This is a genomic window from Candidatus Xenohaliotis californiensis, assembly GCF_963930935.1.
GTDB lineage: Bacteria > Pseudomonadota > Alphaproteobacteria > Rickettsiales > CAWVOK01 > Xenohaliotis > Xenohaliotis californiensis.
The window spans coordinates 1-17,741 of the sequence record NZ_CAWVOK010000014.1 but is presented as its reverse complement, the minus strand read 5'-3'; the positions used below and the strand labels follow the sequence as shown (position 1 = coordinate 17,741).

The 17,741-nt window shown below is 32.5% G+C and carries 15 protein-coding genes; 3 read left to right on the top strand and 12 right to left on the bottom strand.

Going from position 1 to position 17,741, the window contains the following annotated elements:
- Positions 1–61: 61 nt before the first annotated feature.
- From dusB to grxC, 11 genes are all read right to left on the bottom strand, one after another.
- A complete protein-coding gene (dusB, locus tag AABI72_RS01605; RefSeq protein WP_338363763.1) occupies positions 62–1,051 on the bottom strand; it encodes a tRNA dihydrouridine synthase DusB in 990 nt (329 codons plus the stop codon).
- A gap of 2 nt (positions 1,052–1,053) precedes the next feature.
- Entirely contained in the window at positions 1,054–1,353 is a 300-nt protein-coding gene (locus AABI72_RS01600; protein WP_338363762.1) for a hypothetical protein, read from the bottom strand.
- Between the two features lie 32 nt (positions 1,354–1,385).
- Positions 1,386–1,823 (bottom strand): 30S ribosomal protein S9, encoded by a 438-nt coding sequence (rpsI, locus tag AABI72_RS01595; RefSeq protein ID WP_338363761.1) that lies wholly within the window; start codon positions 1,821–1,823, stop codon positions 1,386–1,388.
- Positions 1,823–2,308: a 50S ribosomal protein L13 gene (gene rplM, locus AABI72_RS01590; protein ID WP_338363759.1), complete on the bottom strand. Its 486-nt coding sequence runs from the start codon at positions 2,306–2,308 to the stop codon at positions 1,823–1,825. The genes rpsI and rplM overlap by 1 nt, the downstream gene beginning before the upstream one ends.
- A gap of 76 nt (positions 2,309–2,384) precedes the next feature.
- Complete coding sequence (locus tag AABI72_RS01585; RefSeq protein WP_338363757.1) at positions 2,385–4,040, bottom strand: hypothetical protein; 1,656 nt, start codon at positions 4,038–4,040, stop codon at positions 2,385–2,387.
- Entirely contained in the window at positions 4,027–4,410 is a 384-nt protein-coding gene (rpoZ, locus tag AABI72_RS01580; RefSeq protein ID WP_338363755.1) for a DNA-directed RNA polymerase subunit omega, read from the bottom strand. Before rpoZ ends, AABI72_RS01585 begins: the two co-directional genes overlap by 14 nt.
- Before the next feature lie 52 nt (positions 4,411–4,462).
- Positions 4,463–5,647, bottom strand: a complete 1,185-nt coding sequence (gene dapE, locus AABI72_RS01575; RefSeq protein WP_338363754.1) for a succinyl-diaminopimelate desuccinylase — start codon at positions 5,645–5,647, stop codon at positions 4,463–4,465.
- Positions 5,648–6,265 carry a 50S ribosomal protein L25 gene (locus tag AABI72_RS01570; protein ID WP_338363753.1) on the bottom strand — a complete coding sequence of 206 codons (618 nt, stop codon included), beginning with the start codon at positions 6,263–6,265 and terminating at the stop codon, positions 5,648–5,650.
- Positions 6,266–6,336: 71 nt separating this feature from the next.
- Positions 6,337–7,233, bottom strand: coding sequence for a succinate--CoA ligase subunit alpha (gene sucD / locus AABI72_RS01565; protein WP_338363752.1), 897 nt, complete (start codon positions 7,231–7,233; stop codon positions 6,337–6,339).
- 2 nt (positions 7,234–7,235) lie between these two features.
- Positions 7,236–8,405 carry an ADP-forming succinate--CoA ligase subunit beta gene (gene sucC / locus AABI72_RS01560; RefSeq protein ID WP_338363750.1) on the bottom strand — a complete coding sequence of 390 codons (1,170 nt, stop codon included), beginning with the start codon at positions 8,403–8,405 and terminating at the stop codon, positions 7,236–7,238.
- 5 nt (positions 8,406–8,410) lie between these two features.
- Positions 8,411–8,674, bottom strand: a complete 264-nt coding sequence (gene grxC / locus AABI72_RS01555; protein WP_338363748.1) for a glutaredoxin 3 — start codon at positions 8,672–8,674, stop codon at positions 8,411–8,413.
- 60 nt (positions 8,675–8,734) lie between these two features.
- Here grxC and AABI72_RS01550 point away from each other — a divergent pair, with 60 nt between their 5' ends.
- From AABI72_RS01550 to AABI72_RS01540, 3 genes are all read left to right on the top strand, one after another.
- Positions 8,735–9,142 (top strand): DUF2628 domain-containing protein, encoded by a 408-nt coding sequence (locus AABI72_RS01550; protein WP_338363746.1) that lies wholly within the window; start codon positions 8,735–8,737, stop codon positions 9,140–9,142.
- 94 nt (positions 9,143–9,236) lie between these two features.
- Positions 9,237–10,550: an NAD-binding protein gene (locus AABI72_RS01545; RefSeq protein ID WP_338363743.1), complete on the top strand. Its 1,314-nt coding sequence runs from the start codon at positions 9,237–9,239 to the stop codon at positions 10,548–10,550.
- 67 nt (positions 10,551–10,617) lie between these two features.
- On the top strand, positions 10,618–16,587 hold the full coding sequence (locus tag AABI72_RS01540; RefSeq protein ID WP_338363742.1) for a hypothetical protein: 5,970 nt from the start codon (positions 10,618–10,620) through the stop codon (positions 16,585–16,587).
- On the opposite strand, the gene AABI72_RS01535 is transcribed toward AABI72_RS01540, so the two are convergent.
- Positions 16,584–17,612, bottom strand: a complete 1,029-nt coding sequence (locus AABI72_RS01535; RefSeq protein WP_338363741.1) for a nitronate monooxygenase — start codon at positions 17,610–17,612, stop codon at positions 16,584–16,586. The genes AABI72_RS01540 and AABI72_RS01535 overlap by 4 nt on opposite strands.
- Positions 17,613–17,741: the final 129 nt, after the last annotated feature.

Below are 17,741 nucleotides of genomic sequence, written 5' to 3'. Positions count from 1 at the left end.
TTGTATTATACAACAGGAATTATCTATTGTTTGGTTTAAGCATATGTTAAATTAAGTTTTGCTAATTTTGCACATCAGAGAAAAATTCTTTTATCATTTTATGTACTAATAAATAATCATTACATTGGTTAATTTTCTGACGAAATGCTGTTGATTGTGGCATTCCAGCACTGTACCATCCAATATGCTTGCGTGCACATTTCATTCCAACATTAGTTCCATATTGGTGTAACAATGATTCATAGTGCTCAATGACAATATTGTAAAGTTTTTCCACATTTGGTGGTTTGCTTGGTTTATTTTTAAAAATTTCATCAATTAGCTGGCCAACAAGCCATGGCTTTCCATAACTTGCTCGACCTATCATTACGCCATCAGCTTCAGATGATTTAAGTGCATTATATATGTCTGTAGCATTTCCTATATCACCATTAGCAATAACTGGTATTTTAACAGCTTGTTTTACTTGTTTAATGGCAGTCCAGTTAGATTGTCCATTATACATTTGAGCTCTAGTGCGGCCATGTACGGTAATCATTTGCACTCCAGATTCTTCTGCTATTCTTGCTATTTTTGGGGAATTTAAGTTATTTTTATCCCAGCCTAGACGCATTTTAACTGTAATTGGAATGCTAACAGCTTTTGATATTTTTTTGATAATTTTTGCTACAAGTAGTTCATCTTTCATTAAGGCAGAGCCTGCTAAAGTGCCAGTTATTTTTCGGCATGGACATCCTAGGTTTATATCAATAATTTTTGCACCTGTATAGGCAATAATTTTTGCTGCTTCAGACATGAGATCTGGATCAGAACCAACTATTTGAACTGCCATGTTAGCAGATGAATTATTGTCTTTCTTTATACGATTTAAAGTTTTTTGGCAATGTTCAACCATAGCTCTACTGGCAACCATTTCTGATATAGTCATCTCAGCACCCATTTTTGTTGCTAAATTTCTGAATGAGATATCTGTAACATTGCTCATTGGTGCCAGAATAATTGGGTGTTGTATTTGGATATTCCCTATTTTAATAGGAAGCATTTTAGGCATATCTATGTTAGCATTTGGTTTACTGGACGGCGTACACAAGGTGATTTATCACCTCCTACACAAGGACTTGGTAAGCCAGGGTCATCATAGCTAGATGCACAAGCAGATAGTAACAGCAATAAAACTATTGATATAGCTATTATAAGTTGTGGATATGCAAATTGTTTAAATTTTTTTGTCAAAAATTTTGTTATAAACATAATAAATATCCAAGCCCAATAGATAGGTGTCAATATTAACAATAAAGGCATTGATATAGGTGTTGCAAGGATATCATTGTTCAATTTTAATTTTTTTATCATTAAATACCTAGAAATAATAGACAAATTAAATATTAACGTTTAGCAAACTGTGTTCCACGTCTTGCTTTGTGTTTGCCATATTTTTTGCTTTCAACCATTCTGTTGTCACGGGTTAGAAGTTTACTGGAAGATAGTGTAGAGTGATAATCTGGATTAAAAATATCAAGAGCTCTGCTAACTCCATGCTTAATGGCACCTGCTTGTCCAGATAGCCCACCACCACTAACAGTGCAGATTATGTCAAATCTATCTTCACATTTTAATACTACAAATGGTTTTAGAATTTCATTTTTATATCGTTTATGTGAAAGTGGTTTGTCAATATTTTTGTTATTAATTACTATCTTTCCTGTACCAAGTTTAATCCATACTCTAGCAGTTGCAGTTTTACGCCTTCCTGTTGCATATGCTCTGCCAAATCTATCAATTGTTTGTTTAGGTTTTTCAGTTACTTGGTTGGCAATATTCATTATACCTGCTCATTTTTATTAATTGTATTTTTTGTATTCCAAGATGAGACATCTAGTATTTTTGGTTTTTGCCCTTGATGTTTATGTGTATCATTTTTATATATATATAAATTACTGAATCTCTGGCGTGCCATTGGACCACGACCTAGCATTCTTTTTACAGCTAAACCCAAAATTCTTTCTGGAAAACATTTCATCATTCTTTGTGGTGTAGTTTCTTTTAGGCTACCTATATATTCACTGTGTCTATAGTAGATTTTATTTTTCATTTTTTTGCCAGTAAACTTAATCTTATCAGCATTAATTACAATTATATTGTCACCACAATCCATATGTGGAGTATAATGAGGTTTATGCTTGCCTTTTAATAATAATGCAATTCGCGATGCTAGTCTGCCAACAATCATATCTGTTGCATCTATTAACATCCATTTTTTTTCAATTTCTGATTTTTTTAATGAAAAAGTTTTATTTAAGGTAAACATTATTTAAGTTTATGTACATTTAAATAATATTATTACGAGTTAACTATATTCTGTCAATAATTTTGTCATATTGGAACTATTCAATATGTTGTTTTTTGTGCTCAAAGCTTATATACAGATCTGTCTTTTCCAAAGCATTTTTAGGCAGGAAGTTTGATATATAGTATTGCATTATTGCAATAAGTCTTTTGTCATTTATTGCATTTGCAGCAATATTGGCACCAATTATGCTAATAGGACGCCCTGGTGCATATAAATTGTTGCTTAGAAACATTTTATAAGCCTCTCCCGCTAGATCTTCTTGCAAGAGAATTTCAGCCAATAGCTCTTGTGATGGTTTAAGAAAAACTTTTGTCGATACTGTTGGAGATATTTGTTTTTCTATCATTATAGCATTTTGTGCAAAGTGTATTGCACGCTGATAATCTTTGTGTTTGACATTTAATTTAGCGAGCAACTGATTTTTAATAATATATCCTATATCTTGGTCATACCCATTGAGTTTTACTAGTTGTTTATTAAGAATTTTCAATGCATTTTCTATTTCATTAGACTGGGAAATTGATACTGTGGCAATTAAAACATTTTCAATAGCATTGCTATTATATAACTCATCTTGCAGATTGGTTATTAAAGATAATGCTTCTGAATGCTGTGCATTAGTGTTATTGATAAATGATACAATGGCTCTGTACATGGCCTGTATGGATTGATTGTTATTAGTATCTATGGTTTCTTTAATTTCTTTTAATTGTACTAATGCTTCATCTAAAGACATTAGTTGTGTTAAGCCATATATAATATTTATTGCTGCTTGGTAGTTTAAGTTTGCTTTATCAAGATTGTTTTTTGCTATAATTTTTTTTGACAAATCCCATGATATTTTATTTAACTGAATAAATTCAGTCCAACTTGCAGTATTGAAATAGTGTTCTGCTATTAGCATAGTATAACATGGGCCTATATTTACATGATCTTTCATTGATGTAAGGATTTTGTTAGCTTTGTATGCTAATGTTGGTGTATTCCACACTGTGGCTGCATATCCTTTGAATAGATTTATTTGAGGATGTTTTTTGTATTCATTTTCCAGGATTTCACCATATTTTTTGATATTGTATGGATTATTGCTGTAGATAGGGCTGGTTAGTACAGATTGTAGGTATAATAACACAGCATTTAGATTATCAGAATATGTATTTTTAATGGATTGCATTGCATTAAGGTATTTAGCATTTATGATTTTTAACTTAGCCCTAGTTTCATTCTCTTTTTTTTGATAGAGATTTTTAACAGCATTAATATAATGCAATTCAGATTCACTGAGTTCAGATAGTTTTTCTTTACTGTAACTATTTATTTGATCTATTATTTGATTAATTTTTTGTTGTGTATGGCTGCCAAGTTGTCTATATGCTAATATTTGCCCCCAAAGTGCCATAATCATATTTTTGTCTAGATTATGTGCATTTTGGAAGTAAAAATTTGCTTGTATTGGTTCAAAATAGTGTAGTGCAAGCAAGCCAGACAAAAAATTTTGCTGTGCACTGTCATTTGTTGTTGTGAGTGGAAATTTTTTGATTTCATCAAATGAGCTATTATCCAGCTCTTTTGTGGTATAAAAATTATCATTAGAGTTACATAGGCCAATTGGTGTTGCGTGCAAATTTTTTGAGATTAAGATATAAGTGAATGCTAAAAATATTGATGCAATGTATTTATATTTTATCATTTTCATTATTAGATGAAAGAATTGCATCTTCATTAATATCATCATATCCACTCTCTTCCGTAGGATCTAATTGCTGCATAATGTCTAGATTATCTATTGAGCTGCCCATAAAATCTATAATACCAGATGTATTTTTATTAGTAGTATATGTTTTTATTAATTTTTGTTTTAACTCATTGATATTAATTTTTTTAAATGCAATTTCCTCTAAAGCAATCACAGTATTTTTTTTATCATTCTCTACTTCTTTAGCATTATTGTCTAGTTTTATGCCAGAGTTTATTTCACATATGCGTTGATTCACAAGAAGTATAAGTTCAAATTTATTTGGTATAATCTTCATACATTTTTCAATAATATCAATATGCATAATGCTAGAAACAAAATATTTTATTCTAAAATATTTTATTTCTTACAGCAAGTCAAGAATTATTATTTTCTGCGTGTTGTGTACTATGGAAAAATTTACTAATAAAGTTTAGATAAATTTTGTATAGATTGTTTAAATCTGCAAGTGAAATATGCTCATTTGCTTGATGTGCAGTTGTTGACAGTGGGCCAAATTCAACAACTGGTAAGAATTTTGTTATATAACGCGCATCCGATGTTCCACCTGAAGTGCTGTATGATGGTTTGTTTCCCATTATTTCTTGTATTGTTTTAGAAAGCATTTGAGTAATTATATCTGGATTGTTAATGAATGGCTCAGCTGTAATATCACTATCTAAATCATAGCTTTCTAATACGATGCATTTTTTTTCTATAGTTTGTATTAATGATTCTGATGTGTGTAAGTTGTTGAAGCGTATGTTGAATTTAATTAAGACATTATCCGGTATTACATTATGCATACTAGAATTTGTTTCTATGCTTGTGATTTCTAAATTTGATGGTGGGAAATGTTCTGTGCCATTGTCTAATTTTGTTTTCAATAGTTCATTAGCAAAATTTAATGCCATTGGCAATGGATTTTGTGCTAAATTAGGATATGCTACGTGTCCTGCTTTTCCATGAATTTTGACTTTAAAATTTATAGAACCTCTGCGTCCTATTTTTATAATGTCGCCAAATATTTTTTGACTAGTTGGCTCACCAACCAAGCAGTAGTTAGGAAGTTTATGGTTTTCTTTGAGCCATTCCATTATTTTTGGCGTGCCATTTGTCGAGTCAGTTTCTTCATTGTTGGTTAGTAATATTGTGATTTTGCCACTAATTTTATTATTGCCAGCATTTTTGATTATATTAATTGCAGCTGCAGTAAAACATGCTACAGCTGTTTTCATATCTACTGCACCACGTCCATAAAGATTGCCATGAGCTGTGGTTGGCACAAATGGATCAGAAAGCCAATTGTTAATATCACCTATTTCAACAACATCCAAATGTCCAGCAAAACATAAGTTGAGTTTTGGTGTATTGCCAAAAGCACAGCTTGCATAAATATTTGCAGTATCAGGATGGTTGGGTGCTTTAAAGATAAGTTTTTTACAGTTAAAATTATTAGATTGTAATAACTCAAGCATTAAACTAATTGCCATTTCACCATTGCTTGAGACATCATTGCATGCAATAAGTTTTTTACTAAGTAACAGTGGATCAATATTCATTTACTTATTATTTTCTTTTGAATTTTCAGTATTGTCTGATGATTCTTTTGCCTGTCCTTTTTTGCCTACAATGTTTGCAATAGGTGTATTGAGATCTGTAATTACAGATTTAATTATTTTTGGTAGTGGTAAATCTTTTATACGTATAAATTCTCCTACAGTTTTTTCAGATAGATCAACATCAACATGTCTAATTAAATCATTTTTAGGACATATGCACCAAATATATCGATGTATTATGTTAATAAAACCACCTTTTTTAATTCCAGGTGATGATTCTGTATTAATAAAATAGATGAAGACTTTCACTTTGTTTTTTGTCCCTGCTTTTTGGAAATCAATATGTTGCAATTTATCAGTTACACAATGTTGTTGTACATCTTTAACAAAGACCTTTTGTGCTTTTCTATCATCAATTTTTATATTAAATACAGAGGAAATAAGCTCACCTTTTTGATGAGCAATATCTAGGCCATGTGATTCAACAGATATATTAGTTGATGTGCCTTTGCTGTCATTAATAATAGCAGGTATCATGCCATTTTTTTTTAAAGCTTTAGTTGCTGCTTTGCTGGGATTTTTTCTAGATGATGCAGCTAATTCTAGCAATTCACTCATTTTATGCCTATGCTGAGTCTTAAATCATTAATGCTATCAATATATCTTAGTTTGCTCAAATAATCAATTCTTTAATCCTTATTATTAGCAGTGAATATTTTAATTGCATTTTTCATTGTTTCACCTATTTTTGCCAAGTTTGGTGCAACTAAGATACCTGCATTTTTTAATGCTGAAATTTTACTAATAGCTGTACCATTAGAACCAGTGGTGATTGCTCCAGCATGCCCCATGCGTTTTCCTAATGGTGCACTCATTCCAGCTATAAAACCAACAATAGGTTTTTTTATAGGATAATTTTTAACTATTCTAGCTACCTCTTCTTCAGCATTACCGCCAATTTCACCTATTATAACAATTCCTTTTGTTTTTTCATCTTGTAAAAATAGTTCTATTGCATTGGGAAACGTCAATCCTGGCAATGGATCGCCACCTATACCTATGCATGTTGATTGACCCATTCCAGTATTGGTTATTTGTGCAACAGCTTCATATGCTAGAGTTCCAGATCTAGAAATAACACCTATGCTACCTGGTTTATGTATTTTGGCTGGCATTATTCCTATTTTGCATTCACCAGGGGTTATGATGCCTGGGCAATTTGGCCCAATTATTGTTGTTGCTGTATTTTTTATTATGTTTTTAATTTTTACCATATCAAGTGTTGGCACACCTTCGGTTATGCAGACTATAAGTTTTATGTTGGATTCAATAGCCTCTAACATTGCATCAAATGCAAATGGTGCTGGTACATATATTACTGTTGCTGTTGCTCCTGTAGTTTTCACAGCCTCATTAACTGTATTAAATACAGGAAGGTCAAGACAAGTGCTTCCACCTTTGCCTGGTGTAACACCAGCAACTATTTTTGTTCCATAGTCTAAAGCATTTTTCGTATGAAATTTTCCTTGAGCACCTGTTAATCCTTGGCATATAACTTTAGTGTTTTTATTAATTAGTACTGACATTTTCAACCTGTTTGTTTAGCATTTGCTACAGCTTTTTGTACAGCTTCTTCAATATTACTTGTAAAAAAAACATTTATATTAGCTTCTTGCAGCTTTTGTTTTGCATATTCGGAGTTTGTTCCAAGCAATCTGATAATAATATTTGGCTTTGTTTTAAGTGTTGGTATGGTTGATATAATGCTATCAGCAACCATATCTGCTTTAACAATGCCAGCAAAGATGTTTATTAAAATTGTTTTTACTTTATGGTTATCTAAGACTATTTTTATGGCTTTTGAAATACTTTCTACATTTGCAGTACCTCCAATATCTAAGAAGTTTGCAAGTGATCCACCATGTTGCATTATTATGTCCATAGTAGCCATAGCTAACCCTGCACCATTTACAACACAGCCTATATTTCCATCCATTTTAATAAAGCTAAGATCATTTTTTGCTGCTTCTACTTCACTTGGAATGCTGTCTTTTGCACTATACAGTTTTGTAATATTGGGTTGTCTATATAGTGCATTGTCATCAAAAGTCATTTTTGCATCTAGAATAACTAAGTTGTTTTGCATATCTAATGCAAGAGGATTGATTTCTATCTGACTGGCATCATTAGTAATGAAAGCATTATATATACCAATTATTATATGTTTTAGTTCTTTAAAGCACGCCATGTTAAGTTTGGCACCAAAGATTATTTGTCTTATTTGAAAGTCCATAGGACCAGTAGTAATATCTATGGGTATTTTTATAATTTGCCCCATATCTTTTTTTGCCAGTTCTTCTATATTTATCCCTCCAGCTGCAGAGAAGATTATTGTTGGTTTTGCTATTGCTCTATCAATTATAATGCTAAGATAAAACTCTTTTTTTATGCTGATTGCTTGCTCTACATAGACAGCCCAAGTGGTTTTTCCCTCTGAACCAGTTTGTGCATTTACTATTTTCATACCAAGCATTGATTCAATTTTTTTTCTTGCATCACTAACTGTTTTGGCAATTAGCACACCACCACATTTGCCTCTGCCACCAGTATATGCTTGTGCCTTTACTACTAAAGGCATATGTTTAAAATTTTTTAACTTAGATTCAATATTGTTTTTTGTTTTTACTACAAATCCTTTTGGTATTGGTAGGCCAAATTTGTAAAGAATTGTTTTTGCTTGATATTCATGTATGTACATATAACCTACAATAACTTCTCTAATTTATTATTTTTTACAAGTTGTACCAGATCAGTGTATCCACCAATGTGGTGCTCATCAATAAATATTTGTGGCACAGTTTTGTGACCATTGCTTTTGTTGATCATAGCATTGCGTGCTTCATCAGTATCAATAAAAATTTCATTATATTCTAGATGCATATTGTCAAATATAGCTTTTGCATTGGAGCAGTATGGACAGATGCGTGTGGAATATATAGTAATTTTTTTATTTTTTTTTGTTGTCATAGTGTCTAATAAAGATTCTTGCCAAGAGTATAGGAAAATATTAACCTAAAAAAAATTATTATGTCAATTGATAATATGCACATATATTATGTCTTTCATAAAACTGGTAGTGAAAATAATGGCTATGGATCTATTTCAATAGTGCAAGATGGTTTTTCAATGTATGCATTTTTATTTAATGTGCTTTGGGTTTTTTATAAAAAAATGTGGGCTATTGGTATATTGCTGCTTGTTGCACTTGCAGCAGTAGATTGGTTAATGCATTATTTTTGGAATTACACTTATTTTCATTATACAATACTTCATCTTTGGTTTATGTTTACTGTTGGTGTAATGGGCAACATTTTTATATCATGGCATTTATACATCAAAGGCTACAGCATGAAAACAGTCATTATAGGCAGAGATGAGCTGGAAGTTGCTAGAAGTTTTCTTACCATGTTAACAGATAATTCCAATATTTCTTAGTTAATTTTAATTTAACATGATATTTGACCAGTGTATGTAAAGTATTTAATAACTTTCAGTGTCTAACATATTGATAAATAACTATGAGTAAATGATGAAAGTTATCATATGTGGTGCTGGATTTATTGGTAGATCAGTTGCTGTATATCTAGATAGTATTGGTCATAGTGTTACTATTATAGACAAAAGTAAAGCAGCATTAGACTTGGCCAAGAGCATAGCACCTATTTATTGTGTTCTGGGTGATGCATTGTCTATAGAGTTGCTTGAGAATAATGATGCTAGTAAAGTTGATATTGTTTTGGCAGTTACTAATAGTGATGCTGTGAATCTTGCTATTTGTCAAATTGCAAAGTCATTTTTTACAGTAAAAATAAATGTTGCCAGAATTAAGCGTGATGCTTGGTTTTATGGCAATAGAATTGCAGATGATTTTGCACCAGATTTTGTATTCTCACCAGAATTAGTTATTGCAAATGCGCTTTTTTGCAAGCTGAAATGGCCTATGATTTCTAAAAAGTTTACAGCTCAATGTGGTCTTAAGATTTGTTTATGTAATGCAAAGATTGGGAAAAAATTTTTATTAAACTTCAATGCTATATCCAAAAAATTTAATGGTGTAATTCTCGGTATTTTGCATGACAATATCATATTAATGCCTGATGATTGTTTAAATATTAAAATGGATACTGATGATAGGCTTATTATTGTGGTTAAAGATTTGTCTTTCTTGAATGGTAATTTGTTTACAGATTTTGTACAGTTTTCATCTGGTTTTGTTTTATTTGTAGGGAAAATAGAAATATTACACACTTTGTTGAAAATTATGCAGAAAAATGAAGTGAAGAGAAAAATTTTGTTTATTTCTAATAATGAAAACAAAGCATTTACTGCTGCTAATGAGTTTGAAAAGGTTGATGTTATAAAAGGTAATGTTTTTGACCAGCTAACCATTGAGACTATTGCTAAGTATGGCATTAAAAATGCCATACTAGCTACAGGTGATGATGCAAGAAATGTAATGTTGTCACTTTATTTAAAGAGATGTTTATCCACAGAGCTTTCTACTTTTATTATTAATTCAGAATTTACCAATGATTTTTTGAATCACTTAAATGTTGATTATAATATTGATCTTTGCAGAGAAGCTAATCATTTTTTTTCTTATATAATTAGCAATGCTTTTCATGTTGGGCATAAGTCATATGTATTATCTGATATAAAAATTATAGAGATGAAGATTGATCTAAGCAGCGATTTTGTTGGAAAAAGTGTCAAAGAGTTTTTATTAAAATATAAAATAGATAGTGCTCTTGCTTTACTAAGATCAGATAGTATTTTTCTTCCCAACTATGATTCTAAGTTAGAATTAGGAGATGTGGTACTTGGGGTTAACAGGGCATCTTAACTAGTGATATGTGCATTTAAAAAAAATTAACTTTGTTATTTTATAATATTTGCAATTGTTCATTTTTATGAAAATAATGGCAGATTTTTGCATACGCATTGGTGATAATATTCACCCAGTTTTTTTTAGAGATAATAAATTTTATTTTGATAGCAAATTTTCTAATAAATCATTCACTGCAAGCCAATTAGATGGATTTGTTAAGAATTCTTCCGGAAAAGCTGTATTTGTATATGCGGATAATTATCTTGCTAATTTAACTGATTTTCCTGCTGAAAAAATGCAAGATCTTGTAAGCACTGATGGTGCAAATGGTTCTTTAGCACAGACTATGATATCAGATTTAATATGCACTGTTGGTGAACAAAATATTTTTTTAAAAAAATTTGATAATGACGTTTGGCATAGACTGGATGTAGTAGATGGAACTTGGAAGAGTATTAGCAATGATCAGATAAGATCAATTAATAGTCATATAGCCAATGGTTCATTTAATGATGTGTACAGCAGGGAAAAGTTAGACAATGCAACACACAATCAGACTATTTCCAATATGCAAGTTAATGTTGATGGCGGCCTAAATATTAATAATAATGACTTGAAAATTGATATTGTTTCATTGGATGATTTACTTAAATCAATTAATGATGATTTTGATTTAAATAGTGCTGCACTTAATAATGCAAGCATTACTGAAGAAGAGGTAAGGGTGGCTTTTAGAGATTTAGAGCCAAGTCTCACAGGTGCTGGTGGCAGTGTTGATGAAGAGTCGCTAAATGGTGTTGCAACTGAGGTTGTTAATGCAGTAAAAAAGCATGCAGAGTTGGCTGGTGTTCCGGAAATTGCTAAAGATTTAGATGATAAGTTTAAGGAGATTGTTGCTGATGATGATTTAGACACTAACAAAAAGATTGATATGATGAAAAGTGCAGCTTTTGAAGCAGCAGAGGATGTTGATGCATTGAATGATATGCCCAGTGAAGATTTAAGTGATGATACATTGCAAGTCAGTGAGCCTTCTACTTATAATAGTTTTGATACTGATGATCCTGATATTAATAGCTCTAATAAAGATGTTAACCATGTTACTGCACCTATTATTGATAATGGAATGCGGGATTTGCAGACAGATTTGCATTTAAGAGATACTGAACGCTTGAGGGGAGATGTAATTAATCAGGGTCGTGATATAGCTGATCATAGTGCTAAAATTCATGGTTTAGAGCATGATCGTGATTTGCATTTAAGAGATACTGAACGCTTAAGGAGTGATGTAATTAATCAGGGTCGTGATATAGCTGATCATAGTGCTGGAATTCATGGTTTAGAGCATGATCGTGATTTGCATTGGAGAGATACTGAACGCTTAAGGAGTGATGTAGCTAGCTATGGTCAAGATATTAGTTCATTGCGCAATGAATCATTGTTGCATGGGGGTAGAATTGATAATTTAGGCAGGGAGTCTTTAGAGTCTAGGATTGATATTGGTAATTTACGCAGTAATGTGGATAGATCACATGCAACAGTGCAAGATCATTCTGGTAGAATTAGTGATTTGACTGTTGGTACAGCTATGCATGGTGAGCATTTAAACACTCACAGTCATGATATAACTCGAACCTATGGTAAGCTTGATAGCCATTCTCAGCGTATTAATGATGTTATGTTTGGCATGCATAATACATCACAAGATATAAAATTAATGGATACTGTTGCTAGAATGGAGAAAGAGAGAATACAAGATCGAATGAATGCAATGCAGCAAGAGCATGCTAGAGATATAAGCAGAATTCAAAAAGAACTTGAAAGATCTCAACAAATGCCATATGCTCCAATGCAAGGAGCATTTGCTATGCAGCATGGCATGGGAGATCTTGCAGGGAGAATGCAGCAAGTAGAGCTATTACTTGCTAAAATGCAGCAAGCTGATGCAAGGAATGCTAATTTACAACAAAGCCTTGATAGGATTGATAAGTTGGCAAATGCTGTTGAGGCTAACAAAAATGCTATAGAAGGAATCAAGCTAGATAATGAAAGTTTTGGAGATAAAAGAGATGCAGATGTTAATTCTGAGCTCAAAAGTTTGTCTGATCGCAGTAATGCATTAAGCAGGGAAATTGCTAATATTAAAGCAGCAAGTAATGATTTAAGCGAGATGACTCCATCTGTTCAACTTAATGCTAGTGATATTGCTAATCAATTGGCAAATTCTGAGAGCTTTCAGTCAGCTGTTGCTGCAAAAGTACCTCAGCCACAAACTGTTTTAGTGCCAAATATGCAAAGTGCTGTTGACAATACTAAACATGATGTACAAGTTGCAAAAGTAAGTCCAAATATTGGTTTAGCTAATCCAGCTATAGTTGCACCAGTAAAGCCATACACCCCTACAGCTTCACAGGTTTATGCACCAAGTTTTGTACCATCCCCAATGAAGCAAGAGCAGGGTGTTGATAGTGCTTATAATAACATTCTTGCTGGATTAAAAGATGATCTTATTCTTAAAAAAGGAGTATTCATAAGCAAGGTGCACAAAGATATTGGTATTGGAATAAGCCATGATACAAGTAAATATGATTCTGCTACTGATGATGACTTTAGTGTTAGGCTGCGTAGAGATAGTAACAACAAGAGTAGACTTGATATTGTTATGCATAGTCCTGGGTGTATGGTTGATCCAGATGTTTTGTATGGAGTTGTTAGAGGGCAGGTAGATCTTGTTAATATAGCTGATGATGGTGGTAAGAGTATTGCACACTTTGCACCAGGAGATAACAATTATGAGCTGCACTCAGCGCCATTAGTTATTGAAAATTTTGCTCCAAGATCAGCACCAGAGCATGAGCGTAAAATGATTAGAGTTATTGTTCATGAGGATGGCAGGCTTGAGGTTAGTCATAGAGATGATGGGTACAATGATGCAGAATTGGATAATATAAAAATTTCAGGTAGAAGCATTAAGAGTATTTTAGACACTAAAGTCAGAGTTAATATTTATGATGATGTTGATGAGAGGGTTTTTGATGTAGGTGAGGAAGGCAGTGATATTGTCAGTAGTACTGTAGAACAAGACTCTGCTTTTTCACAAGGACATAATGCACCTAGTTATCAAAGTCATTCAACTAATAGAATGGAAGGATTGCATAGTGCTGTAGATAGAGAATTTGAAGCTGATGCATTTAAGAGTGAGGTTGATCGCCATGCTATAAGAGGCATGGAATCAAAACACTTATCAGATGATGCATATAGAAAACCTAGCGCCAGAAGAATGAAAGATGAAAAATCTAAAGTATCCTATAGTAGGAAAGATGATACTTTGGTTTTAAGTGTTCCTGATAAAGTTTTGGCTATAAAGGAGGGTGCCTTGAATCTTGGTAACATTAGAGAAAGGATGAATGCAAATGGTTTGAGTAAAACTGTAGTTTTGATGCCTGGTGACTTGCCATCATTTAATATTACTGTAGAAAAAGATGATGAAGATGTAGATAAAGTTGTTATTAACACTATTAATGAGTCAAATAAAGCTTCAAAAGTAGATTTAGATGCAAGTTTTATTAATGTAGGTGATAATCTTGTTAGTTTTAATGGCCAAGGAACAGATGCAATGCCAGAAGATGTTTTGCTGGAAGAGAGCTGTTTGAATGTTGATCACTCTTGCAGTGTAAAGCTTAATGGTGAAGAAATAGATATTGAAGATGTTGATAGGATGCTTGATGATGCAAGTTATAGATTTGGTCAAATCTTAGAAGAGGTAGATAAGGATATTGAGGATAGTGCTTTGGAAAGGGAAAAGTTGTCAATGATAGAAAAAGATGCTTCTAAATCTTCTTATAGAAGAGGTAGAAGTGATAGAGGGTTGGCACGTGATCTAGAATCTCACGCAGCAAGTAGAGACAGGTTGGATGCACTAGAAGCAGAAAATAGATCAACTGGTGTGCACAAATTAGGGAAAGTAAAATTGACCAATAAACCAGAAAAAATGTTTGTTATTGCACATGATATAGATTTTGATAATGCTAATGATTATGTTGATGGTTTAGAGGTTAGTAGCTTACTGCAATCTATGCATGATGCAGGTGTTAGTAGTGCTAGAATTAGGGGTAGTTATGTAGATTTTGACATACATAGTAGCAGTGATGGAGAGGTTAGAATAGATAATATTCAGCAGTCAGATAAAGATAGAGATGGGAATGGTCTGCATATTATAGTTAATAACAGAGCACTTAATGTGGATGGCAATGGCGTTAAAGGTTTTATAGATTTAGGTATGCATAATCTTGATTTACATCTAGATGTGCCAGTAAAGCTTGTGATTGATGGTAATTTAGTTGTGCAGAAAGCTATAAATAACAAAGTAAATCTTTTTGGCGAAAAGCCCAATGATCATACTATGAAAGAATTAAGTAGTATTGAGTGGATTAGTTATAAAGATGACACAAGAAAAGAACATTATGTTGATACTTCATTGCAAAAGAGTAAGGGGAAAAGTTGGCGCACAGAAGATAGATTTCTTGAAGCCAAAGATACCTTGCCAAAAGGTAGCAATGTATTTATAAAGGATACAAAGCGTAATGGTAAGTCATATGTTAGATTTAATAAGGATAAAACTGCTATTTCAGTAAAATCAGAAGGTTATAAAGAAGAGAGAGCATTAAATTTAGCTGAATTTGCTACAGGAAAGCTTTCTTCTGTTTCTAGCATTGATTGGACAAGAGAAATAAAATCTTCAGAAAACAAAAAAAATGTACTTTTAGGTTCTAATATTAGTATTGCAGTGCAAAGAGAAGATGATATGGTTAATTTTGATATTTCTAATTTTTCTTCTCGCCATTCACAACATGTTTTATTGGGCAATAAAGTAATAGCAGTTGATCCTAATGGTAGTGGTGCTAGAGTTGTGATTGATGGTTTTGCTAGCCATGATGAGAGAAGATTGTGGGAGCAAAGTTGCAATATAATTGCACCATTTCCTTCAGATGGCTTGCAAGAAGTTAGTGTGTCTTTTAATGGCTCAAGAGTAGCTGTTGTTAATAATGCAGATCGTAATAAAGATGCATATAGCATGAAGAATGATAATAAAAATGCTGTAGGTAAATATGTTAATAAGTATTCTAAAGATAAAGAACACATTTCAAATGTTAGAGCGCAACTTGGTTTTGATGGTGGGGAAAAAGATAGTTTTAGTTTGTTTCAAAGTAAAGGTAATGGATTTGTTGCTGTTGTTAGAGATAATAAAACTGGATTTACCCCTAAGCCTGAATTGTTTCACGAGCGCAAATCATCCCCATTTTTCAATAAGAGTGCTAAGAAAATGACTGATAGCATGCAAGAACTTAGAGTGTGCAATGAGGCAAATGGTAAGTGTTTTAAACTAGGTTTTGGCACCGATAGCACTAATGGATCATCTATTTTGCGTGTTGATGAGAATATTGGTGGCTTGGTTTATTTGCGCACTGATACTAATTTAATTGCTATTAATGGTAATAGTATTGTAACTTCAAGGCTGCCACCTTGGTTGTCACGTGAAAAAGATGCTAAGTATAGTAATTTCGATATTGATTTACGTGAAATTAAACCTAAAGAAGGTCTGAGAATAGAATTTGCAGGCGCTGGTCATTATGCATTTGTCACTAGAAGTGGTGATGTGTCAATTAATAAGAAATATGCTCATGATAAATCTTCTACAGTGCAGAAAGATAATGCAGATAAAGACATAAATAATACAAAAAAGAGCGACAAATCACAAACTATGAAGAAAAATACTGAAAATAGCAAATCTACAAAAAAAGAATCTATGGATTCTGTAGCTGATATATATGATGGTGAAAGTAAATTATCTAGCACTGATCTTGATAAGCTGAAATCTCAGGTTAGTAAATTTAAAGATAAAGAGTTGCTAGAAAGGACTGGTAGCTTATTAAGTGGTGATACTAAGTATTTAGAACAAGAAGAAGAGAGTCAAGATGCAAAATTAAGTAAAGCTGAGAAAGCTAAATTGGATAAGTATAGTAGTGGGGAAAAGTCATCACCTTTACGTTAATATGTGCTAAAACTGTGGTGTTGATTTAATGCTGACATTGCTTCAACTATTAGATCATTGATAATTTCTACAACTGATTGTTCTTTTTTCACCATGCCAACACATTGTCCAGCCATTAATGAACCATTTTCAACATCGCCATTGATAACAGCATTACGTAGTGCACCTGCCCAATATTTTTCTATTGTAAGTTGTGCTTCTTTCTTATTAATTTTACCAGCATTGAATTGGTCTATTATTGTGCGTTGCAGTGCTAAGAAGTTTTTTGTTGCCTTGTTTTCTAATGCTCTAACTGGTATAACTGGAAATTCTTTATCTAATTGAACTGAAGCAATGGCATTGCGGCTGTTTGCTTTGATAAAAGTTTCTTTAAATTTAGGATGAGCAATACTTTCTGTAGCACAAACAAATTTTGTGCCAAGTTGACAGCCACTAGCCCCCATTTGTAGATAGCGCAACATCATCTCACCACTGCCAATACCACCTGCTACAAATACAGGTACTTCTTTTATGTGTGGTAGTATCTCTTGTGCCAGAACAGATGTTGATACTGCTCCTATGTGTCCACCAGCTTCAGAGCCCTCAATTATTAATGCATCAATATTGGACTTAATGCTGCGTTTAGCAATGGCAAGATTTGGTGCAAAGCACATTGTTTTTATACCCACATCTTTTAAATTTCTGATGTGTTCAACTGCTGCAAGACCACCAGCTAATACAACATGAGATACTTTTTCTGCAATACAGACATTAATTAGATTAAGCAGATCTGGATGCATTACAATTAAATTAACTCCAAATGGTTTAGTAGTTAAGTTTTTTGTTTTTTGTATTTCAGAAGTAAGCTGTTCTGAATTCATTGCACCACAAGCAATTACACCAAAGCCACCTGCATTAGACATTGCTGATACGAGGTTTGCTTCTGAGACCCAGCTCATTGCACCACACATGATTGATAGTGGACAACCAAGAAACTGACTACCTTTTGCCCATAGTTTTTTAAGCTCCCTATGGCTATTTTGCATAAGAATTAATATTTTGTAAAGTTATTTTATATTAAGACAATTTTACTTTAAAAACAATCATTTTTAGTATTTTAATAAGTGCATTTTATATATTGACATTAATTCTGTACAATGCTCACTATAGATCGG

Coding starts and splice junctions, on each gene's coding strand:
- dusB (WP_338363763.1), bottom strand. CDS start 1,051: ATGCCTAAAATGCTTCCTATTAAAATAGGGAATATCCAAATACAACAC.
- AABI72_RS01600 (WP_338363762.1), bottom strand. CDS start 1,353: ATGATAAAAAAATTAAAATTGAACAATGATATCCTTGCAACACCTATA.
- rpsI (WP_338363761.1), bottom strand. CDS start 1,823: ATGAATATTGCCAACCAAGTAACTGAAAAACCTAAACAAACAATTGAT.
- rplM (WP_338363759.1), bottom strand. CDS start 2,308: ATGTTTACCTTAAATAAAACTTTTTCATTAAAAAAATCAGAAATTGAA.
- AABI72_RS01585 (WP_338363757.1), bottom strand. CDS start 4,040: ATGATAAAATATAAATACATTGCATCAATATTTTTAGCATTCACTTAT.
- rpoZ (WP_338363755.1), bottom strand. CDS start 4,410: ATGCATATTGATATTATTGAAAAATGTATGAAGATTATACCAAATAAA.
- dapE (WP_338363754.1), bottom strand. CDS start 5,647: ATGAATATTGATCCACTGTTACTTAGTAAAAAACTTATTGCATGCAAT.
- AABI72_RS01570 (WP_338363753.1), bottom strand. CDS start 6,265: ATGAGTGAATTGCTAGAATTAGCTGCATCATCTAGAAAAAATCCCAGC.
- sucD (WP_338363752.1), bottom strand. CDS start 7,233: ATGTCAGTACTAATTAATAAAAACACTAAAGTTATATGCCAAGGATTA.
- sucC (WP_338363750.1), bottom strand. CDS start 8,405: ATGTACATACATGAATATCAAGCAAAAACAATTCTTTACAAATTTGGC.
- grxC (WP_338363748.1), bottom strand. CDS start 8,674: ATGACAACAAAAAAAAATAAAAAAATTACTATATATTCCACACGCATC.
- AABI72_RS01550 (WP_338363746.1), top strand. CDS start 8,735: ATGTCAATTGATAATATGCACATATATTATGTCTTTCATAAAACTGGT.
- AABI72_RS01545 (WP_338363743.1), top strand. CDS start 9,237: ATGAAAGTTATCATATGTGGTGCTGGATTTATTGGTAGATCAGTTGCT.
- AABI72_RS01540 (WP_338363742.1), top strand. CDS start 10,618: ATGAAAATAATGGCAGATTTTTGCATACGCATTGGTGATAATATTCAC.
- AABI72_RS01535 (WP_338363741.1), bottom strand. CDS start 17,612: ATGCAAAATAGCCATAGGGAGCTTAAAAAACTATGGGCAAAAGGTAGT.